The organism is Ciceribacter sp. RN22, assembly GCF_024054295.1.
Classification (GTDB): domain Bacteria; phylum Pseudomonadota; class Alphaproteobacteria; order Rhizobiales; family Rhizobiaceae; genus Allorhizobium; species Allorhizobium lividum.
Genome location: NZ_JAMXLD010000001.1, coordinates 2834723 through 2848604 on the forward strand (window position 1 = coordinate 2834723; position 13882 = coordinate 2848604).

The 13882-nt window shown below is 63.7% G+C and carries 17 protein-coding genes, 1 tRNA gene and 1 pseudogene; 10 read left to right on the plus strand and 9 right to left on the minus strand.

Features of this window, described 5'->3' with window-relative positions; translation table 11 throughout:
- Nucleotides 1-2: 2 nt before the first annotated feature.
- Together NHF53_RS13820 and NHF53_RS13825 are read left to right on the plus strand one after the other, a co-directional pair.
- The gene (locus NHF53_RS13820) at nucleotides 3-944 is read left to right on the plus strand and encodes an alpha-E domain-containing protein (RefSeq protein WP_252834661.1); all 942 of its coding nucleotides are present in this window, start codon (nucleotides 3-5) and stop codon (nucleotides 942-944) included.
- Between the two features lie 21 nt (nucleotides 945-965).
- The gene (locus NHF53_RS13825; protein ID WP_252834662.1) at nucleotides 966-1784 is read left to right on the plus strand and encodes a transglutaminase family protein; all 819 of its coding nucleotides are present in this window, start codon (nucleotides 966-968) and stop codon (nucleotides 1782-1784) included.
- Here NHF53_RS13825 and NHF53_RS13830 read toward each other — a convergent pair.
- Nucleotides 1750-2640: a LysR family transcriptional regulator gene (locus tag NHF53_RS13830; RefSeq protein WP_252834663.1), complete on the minus strand. Its 891-nt coding sequence runs from the start codon at nucleotides 2638-2640 to the stop codon at nucleotides 1750-1752. The two genes, NHF53_RS13825 and NHF53_RS13830, sit on opposite strands and share 35 nt — an antisense overlap.
- A gap of 115 nt (nucleotides 2641-2755) precedes the next feature.
- On the opposite strand from NHF53_RS13830, the gene NHF53_RS13835 reads away from it, so the two are divergent.
- The gene (locus tag NHF53_RS13835) at nucleotides 2756-3724 is read left to right on the plus strand and encodes a quinone oxidoreductase (protein WP_252834664.1); all 969 of its coding nucleotides are present in this window, start codon (nucleotides 2756-2758) and stop codon (nucleotides 3722-3724) included.
- Between the two features lie 71 nt (nucleotides 3725-3795).
- A complete protein-coding gene (locus NHF53_RS13840; RefSeq protein ID WP_252834665.1) occupies nucleotides 3796-4266 on the plus strand; it encodes a hypothetical protein in 471 nt (156 codons plus the stop codon).
- 6 nt (nucleotides 4267-4272) lie between these two features.
- Here NHF53_RS13840 and NHF53_RS13845 read toward each other — a convergent pair whose 3' ends face one another.
- Nucleotides 4273-4737, minus strand: coding sequence for a MarR family winged helix-turn-helix transcriptional regulator (locus NHF53_RS13845; protein WP_252834666.1), 465 nt, complete (start codon nucleotides 4735-4737; stop codon nucleotides 4273-4275).
- A gap of 328 nt (nucleotides 4738-5065) precedes the next feature.
- Here NHF53_RS13845 and NHF53_RS13850 point away from each other — a divergent pair.
- Nucleotides 5066-5142: transfer RNA gene (locus tag NHF53_RS13850), tRNA-Arg, on the plus strand.
- A 125-nt stretch (nucleotides 5143-5267) separates the two neighbouring features.
- Here the strand turns inward: NHF53_RS13850 and NHF53_RS24090 are convergent.
- Both NHF53_RS24090 and NHF53_RS13860 read right to left on the minus strand, forming a co-directional pair.
- Nucleotides 5268-5585: pseudogene (locus NHF53_RS24090) on the minus strand (helix-turn-helix domain-containing protein); the annotation flags it as partial.
- Nucleotides 5586-5648: 63 nt separating this feature from the next.
- Nucleotides 5649-6554, minus strand: coding sequence for a LysR family transcriptional regulator (locus NHF53_RS13860; RefSeq protein ID WP_252834667.1), 906 nt, complete (start codon nucleotides 6552-6554; stop codon nucleotides 5649-5651).
- A gap of 101 nt (nucleotides 6555-6655) precedes the next feature.
- On the opposite strand from NHF53_RS13860, the gene NHF53_RS13865 reads away from it, so the two are divergent.
- A complete protein-coding gene (locus NHF53_RS13865; RefSeq protein ID WP_252834668.1) occupies nucleotides 6656-7417 on the plus strand; it encodes an SDR family NAD(P)-dependent oxidoreductase in 762 nt (253 codons plus the stop codon).
- 199 nt (nucleotides 7418-7616) lie between these two features.
- Here NHF53_RS13865 and NHF53_RS13870 read toward each other — a convergent pair whose 3' ends face one another.
- The 3 genes from NHF53_RS13870 to NHF53_RS13880 all read right to left on the minus strand — a co-directional run bounded on the left by NHF53_RS13870 (nucleotide 7617) and on the right by NHF53_RS13880 (nucleotide 9954).
- A complete protein-coding gene (locus tag NHF53_RS13870) occupies nucleotides 7617-8435 on the minus strand; it encodes a class I SAM-dependent methyltransferase (protein ID WP_252834669.1) in 819 nt (272 codons plus the stop codon).
- A gap of 408 nt (nucleotides 8436-8843) precedes the next feature.
- On the minus strand, nucleotides 8844-9146 hold the full coding sequence (locus NHF53_RS13875; RefSeq protein WP_252834670.1) for a hypothetical protein: 303 nt from the start codon (nucleotides 9144-9146) through the stop codon (nucleotides 8844-8846).
- Nucleotides 9147-9348: 202 nt separating this feature from the next.
- Entirely contained in the window at nucleotides 9349-9954 is a 606-nt protein-coding gene (locus NHF53_RS13880; RefSeq protein ID WP_252834978.1) for a recombinase family protein, read from the minus strand.
- Nucleotides 9955-10353: 399 nt separating this feature from the next.
- Between NHF53_RS13880 and NHF53_RS13885 the strand changes: the two genes are divergently transcribed.
- The 4 genes from NHF53_RS13885 to NHF53_RS13900 all read left to right on the plus strand — a co-directional run bounded on the left by NHF53_RS13885 (nucleotide 10354) and on the right by NHF53_RS13900 (nucleotide 13135).
- Nucleotides 10354-11049, plus strand: coding sequence for a hypothetical protein (locus NHF53_RS13885; protein ID WP_205687899.1), 696 nt, complete (start codon nucleotides 10354-10356; stop codon nucleotides 11047-11049).
- A gap of 146 nt (nucleotides 11050-11195) precedes the next feature.
- Nucleotides 11196-12146, plus strand: coding sequence for a serine protease (locus NHF53_RS13890; RefSeq protein ID WP_114361206.1), 951 nt, complete (start codon nucleotides 11196-11198; stop codon nucleotides 12144-12146).
- A 228-nt stretch (nucleotides 12147-12374) separates the two neighbouring features.
- Entirely contained in the window at nucleotides 12375-12764 is a 390-nt protein-coding gene (locus tag NHF53_RS13895) for a group II truncated hemoglobin (RefSeq protein ID WP_252834671.1), read from the plus strand.
- A gap of 8 nt (nucleotides 12765-12772) precedes the next feature.
- Complete coding sequence (locus NHF53_RS13900) at nucleotides 12773-13135, plus strand: DUF423 domain-containing protein (RefSeq protein ID WP_252834672.1); 363 nt, start codon at nucleotides 12773-12775, stop codon at nucleotides 13133-13135.
- Between the two features lie 33 nt (nucleotides 13136-13168).
- Here the strand turns inward: NHF53_RS13900 and NHF53_RS13905 are convergent, their stop codons facing one another.
- Nucleotides 13169-13453: a hypothetical protein gene (locus tag NHF53_RS13905; protein WP_252834673.1), complete on the minus strand. Its 285-nt coding sequence runs from the start codon at nucleotides 13451-13453 to the stop codon at nucleotides 13169-13171.
- Nucleotides 13450-13848: a DUF2325 domain-containing protein gene (locus NHF53_RS13910; RefSeq protein ID WP_252834674.1), complete on the minus strand. Its 399-nt coding sequence runs from the start codon at nucleotides 13846-13848 to the stop codon at nucleotides 13450-13452. Before NHF53_RS13910 ends, NHF53_RS13905 begins: the two co-directional genes overlap by 4 nt.
- Between the last annotated feature and the right edge of the window lie 34 nt (nucleotides 13849-13882).

Below are 13882 nucleotides of genomic sequence, written 5' to 3' on the forward strand. Positions count from 1 at the left end.
GAATGCTCGGAAGAACTGCCAACGGCCTTTACTGGATGTTCCGCTACATCGAGCGGGCGGAAAACGTCGCCCGCCTCGTCGATGCCGGCCTCAGGGTTTCGCTCACCCGCAGCAGCGCCTCGGAGGAGGACTGGGATGCGGTGTTGCACAGCGCCGGCGTGCGCGACGCCTTCGGCGCCGGGCGCGACAGGCTCACCGCGGCCGACGCGATCGATTTCATGCTGCGCGATCCGGCCAATCCCTCGAGCGTCGCCGCCTCGATCGACGCGGCCCGCAACAATGCCCGCATGGTGCGCACGGCGCTCACCCGCGAGACGTGGGAGGCGACCAACGAGTGCTGGATCAGCCTCAGGCAGACGCTTGCCCGCCGGCTGAAACCCGCCGACCTCCCCGAGGCGATCGACGCGATCAAGAACCGGACCGGCCTGATCCGCGGCGCCTTCCACGGGTCGATGCTGAGGAACGAGATCTACAACTTCGCGCGCATCGGCACCTTCATCGAGCGGGCGGACAATACGAGCCGCATCCTCGACGTGAAGTACTACGTGCTGCTGCCGGCAGTGAGCCACGTCGGCTCCTCGCTCGACAACATGCAGTGGGAATCGATCCTGCGCTCGGTCTCGGCCCACCGGTCCTACCGCTGGGTCTACGACGGCGATCACCGCGCCGCCAACATTGCCGACTTCCTGATCCTCAACGTGCAGATGCCGCGTTCGCTCGCCTATTCCTACGAGAAGATCACCAGCAATCTCGACTATATCGCCCGCGACTACGGCGAGCGGCTACCGGCCCACGACACGGCCGAGGACGTGCGCCGGTGCCTGCGCTCGACCTCCGTCGCCGAGATCATGGATCAGGGACTGCACGAGTTCCTCGGCAATTTCATCGCCCGCAACAGCCAGCTCGGGCGGGAGATATCCGACGGATACCGGTTCTACAGCTAATTCGAACGGATGGAACACGCCATGCGGCTGAAGATCACCCACACGACCGAATACCGCTACGACCAGCCGGTCTTCTACTCGCTGCAAAGGCTGCGGCTCACTCCGCAGACCTCGCCCGGCCAGACGGTCCTCTCCTGGCAGGTCGCCGTCGACGGTGCCGCGGTCGAGGTCGGCTACGACGATCACTTCGGCAACCACGTGCAACTGGTCGCCGGAGAGGGCGGCGACAGCCGTCTCCACATCGTCGCCTCGGGAGAGGTCGATACGGAGGACCGCGCCGGTGTCTTCGGGCCGCATGTCGGTGACGCGCCGCTCTGGCTCTTCAATCGCGAGACACCGCGCACCAAGGCCGGCAGACTGGTGCGCGACCTGGCCCGCGGCCTGCCGGAGGATGATCCGCTCGCCCGCATGCATGCGCTGATGAACGCCATCCACGACAGCGTCAGCTACCAGCCGGGAATGACCGGCACGGAGACGACCGCCGAAGAGGCGCTGAAGGCCGGCCACGGCGTCTGCCAGGACCATGCCCACATCTTCATCGCCGCGGCGCGGGTTCTCGACATCCCCGCCCGCTACATCTCCGGCTATCTGATGATGGACGGACAGGAGGAGCAGACGGCGACCCACGCCTGGGCGGAAGTGCACCTGCCGGGGCTCGGCTGGGTCGGCTTCGATGCCGCAAACCGCGTCTGCCCGGATTCCCGCTACGTACGGATCGCCTCCGGCCTCTGCTATGCGGACGCCGCGCCGGTCTCCGGCATGCGGATCGGCCCGGCGGGGGAAAACCTCTCGGTCGCCGTCGTCGTCAGGCGCCAGGAGCAGGCCCAGAGCCAGAACTGACGTTCCCGAAGGCGGGATCGGCGCGGACGAGCTCGACAAGCCAGTCGAGAACGGCCCGGATACGCGGCGTGTGGCGCAGATCCTCGTGCACCACGAGCCACAGCTCCCTCGCGGGCGTCTGCAGGCGGCTCGGCAGGCGGACCAGTGACGTGTACATCCGCGCGACATAGTCCGGCAACAGCGCCACGCCGGCCCCGCCGGCCGCAGCGGCGGCCTGGCTTGCCGCGTCATTGCTGCGCAGGACGAAGGTGCGGCCGCCGAGCTGGGCCTGCAGCCAGGCTTGCTGCGGCAACGGCTCTTCGCCGTCGTCATAGCCGATGAAATCCCACTCCGCCTCCGGCCGGTCGTAGGACGCCGCCGCATAGAAGGAGAACCGCACCTCCCCGAGTTTGCGGACCACGAGTCCCGGCGATACCGGCCGCGAGAGCCGAAGCGCGATGTCGGCGTCCAGACGGTTCAGGTTCGCAAAGGTCTTTTCCCCGATCAGGCTGAGGACGATGCCGGGATGACGCCCGCGAAACGCTGTCGCCTCCGGGGCAAGAACGGCGAGGGTCAGCGACGGTGGCGCCGAAACGCGGACGCCGCCGCGAACTTCCGCGGCGGCGCCGCTTGCCACCCGCGCGACCCTGGCCAGGGCTTCCTCGACGTCGCCGCCGAGTTCGGCAAGGCGCTCGCCCTCTACCGTCAGATGTACGGAACGCGGCAGCCGGTGAACGAGCCGGACATTCAGGTCCGCCTCGAGAGCGGCGACGCGGCGACCGACGGTCGTGTGGTCGAGCTTCAGGAGATCGGCGGCGCGCGACAGGCTGCCTGCCCGCGCCAGGACCAGGAAAATGCGGTAATCATCCCAGTTCATTTGTGCAAATTTCCACATACAACATGCATATTTCTGCAATATTGCACATTCATCGACTATTTTAAAACAGCTCCGGACCGTGAGGACACAGACCTTCAGCACACAGGAGCAGACGATGAACTTGGTCATGGAATTTGCACAACCCGGCACCCCCGACGTTCTTCGAAGCGCCGAACGGCCGGTCATGCCGCCTGCCGCCGGCGAGGTCCGGATCCGTCAGACGATGGCGGGCGTCAACTTCGTCGACATCTATCATCGTTCCGGCCTCTATCCGCTTCCCTTGCCGGCCGTTCCCGGCGTCGAGGCCACTGGCGTCGTTGAGGCGGTCGCGGAAGACGTCACGGACCTGAAGGTCGGCGACCGGGTTGGCTATGCCGGCCTGCCGGCCGGAAGCTACGCCACGGTCCGCACCCTGCCCCGGGGCCGGGTCCTTCGTCTCGGCGACGACCTGCCGGACGAAAAGGTCGCCGGATCGCTGCTGCGGGGCCTGACCGCCCATATGCTGCTCGTCACCGTCGGGCGGGTGAAGGCCGGCGATACCGTGCTCATTCACGCAGCCGCCGGCGGCCTCGGCCTCATCCTCACGCGCTGGGCAAAACGGATCGGCGCGCGCACGATCGGCACCGTCGGTTCGCCAGAAAAGGCGGCGCTCGCCCGCTTCCACGGACTGGATCACGCCATACCCTACAGAGAGACCGACTTCGTCGACGAAACGCTGCGTCTCACCGGCGGGCGTGGCGTCGAGTTCGCGATCGACGGCATCGGGGCGGATACGACGGCGAGGACGCTCAAGGTCCTGCGGCCCTTCGGAACGCTCGCCAATGTCGGTCAGGTTGCGGGTCCGGTGCCGACGATCGAGCCGGCGGCCCTCAACAACCGCTTCTTCACCCGGCCGAGCATCCTCGCGCTGACGCAGGACGGTGAAGCCTATCATGCCGCGGCGCGCGAATGGTTTGCCTTGTTGCGCGACGGCCTTGAGGTCCCCGCCGGCCACACTTACGCGCTTGCCGAGGCCGCGACAGCCCACCGCGACATGGAGGCCGGGCAGACGACCGGCGCCGTGCGTCTCGCGATCCCCGGCTGACGAGGTCAGTCCGGCACCATGCTCACGGCCTAAAATACCACGCGAAACAGGCTTCTCGGGCGGAGAGCAGGGTGTTCGGACGATCGGTTTTCCAGTCGGTGGTGGAACGGCTCGCGGCGGAACGCGCCGCCGAAGGCGACGATGACGTGCCGCGCGCCTACCGCGTTTCGGGGCTCTCGTCCGGCTTTGTTCACGAGGCCGGCGCCGCGCCCGCAACGGACGGCCGGCGGGCGGAAGACCTCTATCGCGACCTGATGGCGGAGGACGGACAGGCGGAGATCGTTGTACCGCCAGCGGAACCGGCGCCGCCGGAAGAGCCGCCCGTCATGCCGGCGCACCTTGCCCGGCTCTCGCCGCAGGAGATCGCCGAGGATCTGGCGCTTTTGGCGAGCGACACCGCCGCGACGCTTGCCGAAAAGCGGCGCCGGTTTGCCCGCGCCAATCACCCGGACGGCGTTCATGAGGCTTTCCGCGATGCCGCCAACATGCGGATGAAGATCGCCAACCTGCTGATCGACGAGGCGCTCGCCCGGCTCGCCTGACGCCGCTCAGTCGCAGAGGCGCTTCAGCAGATCGATAAGCCGGTCCCGCTCTTCGGCGCCGCCGAGCCGCGCGATCAGGCGCTTCTCGTGCGCCGCCCAGATCGGCATCAGTTCCTTGAGATAGTCGCAGCCGGCCCTGGTCGTGTAGAGCGCCTGCACGCGCCGGTCCGTCTCCGACTTCCGGCGTTCGACCAGCCCCTTTCCCTCGAGGCCGTCGACGATCGCGACGAAATTCGCCCGCTGGATGCCGAGCGCTTCGGCGACCTCGCTCTGCTTCAGACCCTGGTTGCCGCTCAAAAGCAGGAGAACGGCAAAGTCCGTCGGGCGCAGGTCCTTGGCGGCGAACGCCTCGTTGAATTGCTGGAAGACCGCCAGTTGCGCCCGGCGCAAACGGTATCCGACCGCGTCTTCCATCATCGAAAAATCGATTGCCGACGATGGATGTGTTTCCCCGGTTTTTGTTTTCGGCATGCTTGCGCCATTCTCCCCCACTCCGCTCCGCAGGAGGATGCCGCACGCATTCCCGACGAAGCCTTGCGTCATAGTACAAGAACACCTGAGCGGCACAAGCCTCACCGTCCAAGTGACTGCGAAACAAATATATTCCGGAAAAGTATGTCTTTTTCACAGATCGCTTTTCCGTTCGGGGAGACCGGGCTCCCTCGCCTTCGCAGGGCGCGATCCCGACGCGGCAGGAGACGCGGGCGAAGACCCGTGCCTTTTCATTTTCGCGATTGCAGGCGAACCGACTCTAGGGTATGACCGCTTCGTCAGCGCTTCGGCCGCACAGGCCGACGGAGCACCCGTAGCTCAGCTGGATAGAGTGTTGGATTCCGATTCCAAAGGTCACAGGTTCGAATCCTGTCGGGTGCGCCAAATTTTGAATGTCCATACCGAAGACATAGGTAACATCGTGTACCTAAGACATGGGTGACAACCTCGTGCCGAACGGGTTGTCGATGGTTTGCAAAGTCCTCTGCTCGTGCAAGCTTGCGCACCAGGAGCTCCCTGATTTTACGCGCTCCCCAGTGCGGCTTGTCCTTCTTCGATGCGGTGATCATCGCCTCGATCTGATCAGGCAACTGATTGGCGTAGCGCACCGGACGGCGTGACCGGTCCGTCAGCGCCTCCAGGCCGTCCTGCCTGTAGCGATTGAAGATCTTGTAGCCAGTCTTGCGGGATATGCCGAAGTCCCGGCACACCTCGCTCATCCCTTCGCCCTCAAGAAGCCGGGCGACAAAACGAAGACGTTCCTCCATCACCGAAGTCTCTCTCCACGGCATCAACACCTCCCGCAAAAAGCGAAAAGTGTTACCCATGTCTCCGGTACAATTCGTCACCTATCTCTCAGCCCGGACAGAAACGCAGCGTTCTTGGGCGAACTACCTTCTATTATCCGTGCTCGATGATGATCCAAATGCGGTCATGGAAAAAGCAATAAAACTACGCAAGCGTGGCGTCATGCGCCGATCGCGTTGGTAGAGAAGCCACATGGGTCGTTCACCCAGTCGCCAATCCGGGAAGAGCCGAACCAGGCAGCCGGTCTCAAGGTCGCGTTTCACGAGGATTTCCGGCTGCATGATGATACCAAGACCTGCGCGTGCTGCGGCACGGACAGCTTGGCCGTTATTAACGGTGATCATCCGTGGAGGTGTAACCGCCTTCTCTTCGCCCTCCCTGGCGAACTTCCATGGCGACCTCGCTGACGGCGTGAAGGCGATGGTATCATGGCCAGTCAGCTCATCGGGGTGAATCGGGACTCCTCGGCGGGAGAGATAGTCGGGGGCGGCGCAGACGGCCATGCGGTAAGGGGCCAAAGGTCTGGCAATCATCGCGCTGTCCTGCATCACGCCGATGCGGAAGGCGATATCGAAGCCTTCCTCCACCAAGTCGACGGTACGATCGGACAAGGCGATGTCGAGTTCTACATCGGGCGCGGACAGTCGGTAGGTGGCGAGTGCCGGCATCAGCGCCTCCGAGCCGAAGGTGGTGGGCGCGGTGATACGCAATCGACCTTGCACCCGCGTCTGCTCAAGCTCTGCAGCCTCTTCTGCAAGCGCGATACGGCCCAGAATATCGCGACACTGCTCAACATAGCTCGCCCCGAAAACCGTCAGGCTTTGTCGCCGTGTCGTGCGATTGAGAAGGCGCGTTCCGAGACGGTTCTCCAAAGCCGCGATCTGCTGACCGACCATGGCCGCAGATTGGCCCAGCGCCGCGGCCGCAGCACTCATCGAACCCGACTGAACCGTTGTGACGAAGGCTTGCATACAGCGCACGACGTCCATTCAATGGTATTCCTTTATAATGATAGCTTTATAATGCCGATTATCATCAAATTTTCCATCAGTTACAACAGCCCCGAAAGTCGTCCTTGAAGGAGTTGGATATGACACTGACGCGATTTGCGGGAAAAACGATTGTCATCACGGGTGCGGGAACAGGCATGGGGCGCGCGGCGGCGATCCGCCTCTCGAAGGAAGGCGCACAGTGCGTTCTCGTCGGCCGCCGTCAGGCACCCCTTGAAGAGGTTGCAGCCGAGATCGTTGCTGAAGGCAGGAAAGCCTTGGCAATTGCCTGCGATATTGGAAACGCCGCTGCGGTTGAGGCGATGGTACGGTTGGCGAAGAGCGCCAACGGTCGCATCGACGGCCTTTTTGCGAATGCTGGCGTCTTGGGCGCGTTCAAGCCTCTCGCCGAGACGGAGACTGCCGACTTCGAGGAGCTTGTCAGTACGAACCTCCTGGGAACCTTCCTATCGATCAAGCACTCTCTGCCACATCTTGAGGGCGGCGCCGTCGTCATCAACGCCTCATGGACCGTCAACAGCGTCATGCCCGGCGCGGGTGCCTATGCGGCGACCAAGGGGGCGTTGATCGCCATGATGCACACGCTTGCCATGGAACAAGGAGCCCGCAACGTTCGCGTCAACAGCATCAGTCCCGGCATCATCCTGACGCCGATGGCCGACGAGGTTCTGGACCCGGCATTCTCCGCCAAGCTTGCCGCCCACGCGCCCTTGGGGCGAAACGGAACTCCCGACGACATTGCCGGCACCGTCGCATGGCTGCTCTCCGACGATGCCCGGTTCATTACAGGTCAGGATATTCTGATTGATGGCGGCTTCACACTCGGAGGACCGCGACTGTGAGCGATGCACTCAACAGACCCCGGAGCGGCCTTTGAGACGCGGATCTGCACGATTTTCTACGAATGCGGACATAAAAGGGGGCTTAGAGGGCTATAGCGTAAACATAGTTCTCGTCATCACCCGGCGCGGTGCGCCAAAACCTCACCATCAGTGAGAGACTTGAGAACTTCGCCGCATGGCCGCCGGCAGCTGACCGCGTTTACGCCTCGCAAACGTAGCTGACCGTACGGATTCGGCGCTCCCGCAGATTGATCACCTGATTGCGCGCCATCGTCGCAAAGTCATTTCCGAGAAAGGCCTGGAAAGTCACGGGTGGGGCTGAGCTTGCCATACGCCCGGCCATCTCTTCGAACCAGTGTTGGCTTGCCTCCGTCGAGTCTTCTATTTTCTTGATTCTGAACCCTGCATTGGACAGGAGCGATGCCATGGCGTCGGGCGTAACCAGATGGCTGATGGAGCGCTCTCGCGCCCAGGGCACCGGATAGATCACCTCGCCACCTTCGCCCTGAAGCACGTCATAGGCACCGAAACGGCCATCCGGCTTCAATATACGCCTTGCTTCCTCATACATCCTGTCCTTGGCAGCTATGTTCATGGCCACATGCATGGTTATTGCCGCGTCGAACGCATTATCGTCAAACGGAAGGTCGGTCGCGTCACCCTGTCGGAAGTCGACACGGTCCGAGAGGCCAACCCAAGCGCTGAGTGTCGTCGCGGCATCGCAGAATGCCTGCGTGAGGTCGATACCCGTAACATGACAGCCAAAGGTCTCGGCCAGCGTTCGCGCCGGCCCTCCAAGCCCGCTGCCGATATCGATCACACGAGAGCGAGCGTCGAGATTCAATGATCCGGCCAGCTCTAGCGTCGCCTTGCGACCACGGATGTGAAACTCGTCAACAGTCCCGAGGTCGGCCGTTGTGAGCTTCGCCATATCCTTGCCGGCCATGCGCAGCCTGTCAGCGATCGTACTGGCCAGATCGCCTCCGCCGCCATAGTGACTTGCCACCTCGTCTGTCATGATCGCTCCTTCCCCGATCACCCGATGAGCCATTCCGGCGAGAACACTGCTTTGCGTAGTGAAGCATGTTTGCTTCTTTAAGTCGATCCGACAACAGCATCCTTCAAAGGGAGATACCCGACAGGCGCATCAGAGTTCCACAGGAACGACAAGGAGATAGGGGCGCATTTTCACCCTCATGGCTGCGCCATCTAGATCAGGAGGTTGCCATATCCGCTCAAAGTCACGAAATCAGGAGGAAGCGTATAGGAAGCAGGCGAAAAGCCTAGGGCTCCCAATGGCGCCGCCCATAGCCGGCGACCTCAATCCTATCCAGCTTTGTGAATGCCGGGAGAGCTACGTCGCGACAGAGGATGTCCAAGTCAACGCAGCACTTCTCCACCTGCCTGGCCCGACAAGTCTCCCCCCTCACTCACATTTCCCCGGAACCTCGACCCGATAAGTCGTCTTGCCCGGTCCTTCGGGCAGGATGGGCACGAGGTAGACGGTGAGGTCGCATTCCTGCGTCCGCACCTGCCATTCGCTGGCGCCGTCCTTGCGCGTGCCGGTGTTGGAGATCGCGCCGACCGGCGCCTGGCGGACGGCGTTCGCGACGTCGCTGCTGGCGAGGATCGTGTTGATCCGCTCGGCGCTGTCGTAAAACCCTGAAAGCGCGGCGGCGGCCGGCGTTGCGAGGGCGGTGGCCATGACGGCGGCGATCATGCGTCTCATGTGTTCCCCCTGACGAAATTCGTGCAAAGCGTCCCATGACGCGCGCAATCCGCGCAAGGCCCGGCCGGCGACCGAGGCGGAAAAAACGGGAGAAAGCCCCAAAAAGGCCGGAGACGGTTCGCGTCAGGGAAGCGAGGCACACGGAGGGCAAGGGATAGCCGTACGGGCGCTCTCGCCTACGGTCGCGATGCCACCCGGCCGGTCAGGCGAGCGCTTCTCCCAGCAGGTCCAGTGCGCCGCACTCGCCCTTGCGGCGCTTGCGTCCCATCGCCCGGTAGAGCGTGGCACGGCTGACCCCGAGCTCGCGGGCGGCATCGGTGGCCGAGAGTTCGCCGGCCCCGATCGCCTGCATCGCGTCGGCGACGCTGTCGGGCCGAAGTTTCACCGGCCGGCCGATCTGCCGGCCGCGGGCGCGTGCCGCCGACATGCCGGCCTTGGTCCGCTCCGAGATCAGCGTCCGCTCGAATTCCGCAAGCGCCCCCATGATGTGGAAGATCAGGATGCCGCCGGCGGACGCCGTGTTGATCGCCTCGGTGATCGAGTAGAGGCCGATGTTACGACGCCCGAGCTCGCTCACCACCTCGATGAGATGCGAGAGCGAACGCCCCAGCCGGTCGAGCCGCCAGATGACGAGCGTGTCGCCCGGTTTCAGCCGGCGCATGGACTGCACCAGGCCCGGGCGGTTGCGCGAGGCGCCGGAATGGCCCTGGTCGGTGAAGACATGGTCGCATCCGGCCTCCGAGAGCGCCTGCAGCTGCAGGTCTATGTTCTGGTCAGACGTCGATACACGCGCATAGCCTATCCGCATCGTCGAAAGCGCATCCGTTTCTAGGTCGCCCGCCGGCATCGAAGCCTCCGAAAACACCCGGGCCCCGAAGGCGATATGTATCATAAACGTTCCCTTTTGAGCACATCCTTAAGTACAGGTCAACAAGAAAATACATCTATAAGTATACATATCATGACACCGAGAGGACCGGCGGATTTGTTGCCATCCGTCTCGCATAGATACTACACAATTGAAAAACAAAGACAATTTCGCCATATCGGCCACAACACCCGTCTCCCGCCCGGGAAAGGCTCGCAACCTCAGCAAAATCACGAGTTGCAAACTGGATTTCGGCGATTGCGCAAATAGGAACGCTTTCGAGACGCAGACGGCGCCTTCCGAAGCGCATCGTTCACCCCGAGAAAAAGGATATGGGAAATGCCCAACTATAGCTTGACCCTGAACATCGCACCGGACGACCTGAAGAACATCAAGGCCGCCCAGCAGCGCATCACGCTCGCAAAGCCGGTCGGCAGCGGCGACCCGAACGTCATCTGGCTGTCGATCGACCCGTTCCAGTCCACCACGGTCGAATGGACCGAAGACTATTGGGTCTTCGCCTCCACCACCGCGGTCGCCCAGGGGGCGAGCATCACCAAGCTCTCCGAGGTGACGCCCGGCCCGGCGCTTGACGCCGGCTACTATCCGTTCACCTCGGCGGCCGTCTTCAACCCCTTCCAGAAGGACGCCTCGATCCCCGGTGGCACCTTTGCCGCCAACAACGACATGCCGAACTCGCAGTACCCCTATCTCACCTTCGGCCTGTCGCAGTCGGCGCTCATCAACAAGAAGCCGGCGGAGCGCAAGCCGATCTCCGCCCAGACGGTGCTCGCCACCCAGCAGATCCAGATGACGCCGTTCACCACGATCTACATCTGGCTGCAGAGCCAGTTCTCCAGCGAGACGATCATCACCAAGATCATCGGTCATACGGCGGTCGCCAAGTTCGGCGGCGGCGTCAATTCCATGACGCTGAAATACGATCCGGACCGCGGCGTCTTCGTCCCCGAAGCCTCGTCGAAGGGCCTGCTCGAGCAGGGGCTCATCGAGCTGCGGACGCCGCTGCTGCTCTGATCGCCCCCGCCCCGGCGGCCGGTTCCATCCGGGCCGGCCGCCGGGCACCCGAAAGGTCACGCTTTCCACGACACCGAAGGTCAAAGGCGCCGTCTCCCGCCATCGCGAGGAGCCGAAGGCCTTGCCCGACGAGAAAGGCCAAGGTCATGAAACGCATATCCATTCGCTTTGCCGGGGCGAGCCTGGCGGCCACCGCCCTCCTTGTCGTCGCGCCAGCCGCCGCGGCGAACGGGCTGAAGATCGAGAACCTGAAGAACACCGGCGCCGACATGCTCACCGCGGAGGACGTCGAGACCGCCGTTCCCTTGCCTGAGAGGACCGTGAGCCCGGAAGCGCTCGAGGAAATGAAAGAGCGCTTCCGCGAACTGAGCCCCGGCGCCCCGGAGATCGAACGAAAATCAAACCTCAGGCAGCAGGGCGTGCCGGAGCGGGTCGACAACCCCAATGCCGCCAATCCCTACTGGAGTACGGGGCGGCTCATCTTCCGCAAGGCCGACGGCAACCTCTACGCCTGCACGGCGCAGTTCACCGAGGATTTCAAGGTGGTGCTGACCGCAGCGCATTGTGTCTACGACACCGACGACGCCCACGACTGGAACAGCGACTTCCTCTTCCAGCGTGGCTACACGAACGGCGTCTCCACGCAGGACGTCGGCTGGAAATGCATGTCGCTCTTCACTTCCTATCACACGCCGTCGGAGAACTTCGCCTACGACTACGCCTTCATCCTGACAGATGTCGACGACGGGCGCCCGCCGCTCGCCCTTCGCACCGGCGAGCCCGAGGACGATGCGATCACCGCCGTCGGCTATCCGAACAACTACGACCAGGGGCGCTATCTCTACAAGGTTGACGGCCAGTGGTCGTCGATCTCCGGCGGCATCGTCACCATGAAGGGCAATCCGATGCGCAGCGGCAACAGCGGCGGCGCCTGGTTTGCCAGCTTCAAGGTCGACGGCGGCGTCGATGACAACCTCGTCGTCAGCCTCAACTCGCACCATCTCGAAGGCGTCGACGACGAGGAAAACGGCCCCCTCTTCACTGCCGACACCGAGCGGCTGATGGAGCACGTGCGCCAGGCCAAGTGCGACAACTGATCCGGCCACGCCGGATACTCCGACCCGGCGCCACCCCGGGGTCGGCGTCGATCGCCTGCCACCGCCCTCGTCTCCGTGCCGCCGGGCATCCGCAGACGAAGGCAGGCGATCGACGACGTTTACCCTGCGCGCCGGACATGTGCCCGATCGCCGCATGGCCGTCCGCACGGTTGCGCTACCGCTTCAAACCCGCCATGTAGAGCATGGCGGCTCCTTGAGGTTCTATCAGTGACTGAAGACGTAATCACGCTCTATGAAGCGATCGGCGGCGACGCCACTGTCCGCGCGCTGGTCCGGCATTTCTACCATCTCATGGACACGCTGCCGGAAGCGGCCCACTGCCGCGCCGTCCACCCGAAGGATCTGAGCGGCAGCGAAGAGAAGTTCTACGAATATCTGACCGGCTATCTCGGTGGCCCGCCCATTTACATGGAGAAGCGCGGCCATCCGATGCTGCGCCGGCGGCACATGTTTGCAGAAATCGGCCCGGTCGAGCGTGACGAATGGCTCCTCTGCTTCCGCCGCGCACTCGACGAGACCGTCGAGAGCGAAATGCTGCGGAACATCATCTGGGATCCGGTCGAACGGCTCGCCCATCACATGCAGAACAAGGAATAGCGATCCGGATGAACCGCATTCGCCCCCTCCTCCTGCTGCTCGCGGGATTGATCGGCGCCGCCGGCGTCGGGCTCGCCGCGGCCGCCACCCATCTCGGTTCGGAGGGCCTGCTGCGTCCCGCCTCGATGATGTGCCTCGCCCATGCCCCGGCGCTGCTTGCGCTCTATGCGGGCCACCGGCAGATCCGCACGGCGACCGCCGCCGGGCTGGTGCTCGCCATCGGCACGCTGCTCTTTGCCGGAGATCTGTCGATGAAGCAGTTCGCCGGTGCCAGCCTCTTTCCGATGGCCGCCCCGACGGGCGGCATCCTGATGATGCTCGGCTGGCTCATTGCCGGGTTCGGTGCGTTCTTCCGTACGCGGGCGGAATAGGCTTACGCCACCGCCGTCGTCCGCGACGACGGATCAGTTCCGCCGCCGCTTCTCGTTGCGCTTCCAGCGCGGCAGCGGAAACGGGATGACGTTTGCCGCGCCGCGTCCGTTTTCGCCGCCGCTATAGGCGCCGTGCGGCAGGCGGGTGACCGGCCGCTGGTGCAGCCCCGGAATGGCGACCACCTCGGCACCCGCCTCGTTCCTTTCGGCCTGCTCGGCCAGCCGCTCGCCGAGTTCCGTGGCGAGGCCGTCGCCATGTCGTCCGGCGTGTTTCTGGAGACCGATCAGCAGAGCGGGATCGAAACCATCATGGTTCATGAGACATCATTCCTTTCGCTCATCGTCTGGAGCGCTCGCTCCAGGCTGGACTTCGAGCCATTGCGCAGAGGAATGAATGTCTTGCCGAACTTCTTGCAGCCGGTCTTCACCCTCAGACATGCGTCGTGGCTGATACAGTCGATCGGGCAGAACACGCAGTCGACCGAGGGAAGCACCGTGTCGATGCGCGACACCGCCTCCCGCAAACCGCCGTCGTGGTGGATAAGTTCCGCGCCGTAGCTGCTGGCGATCTGGCGAAGATGGGCGACCTGGCAATCGCGCCCGCCGACATAGAGAAAGCTGCGCACCTCGCCTGCGGACCGGCCGCCCGCTTCCGGCACGGCGGCCGTCTCGGAGGTGTTTCGAGGGCTGCTCTTCCTGTTCTTCTTCGCCATGCGTCACCTTGTATCGGTTGCGTCTGCCCGGTGG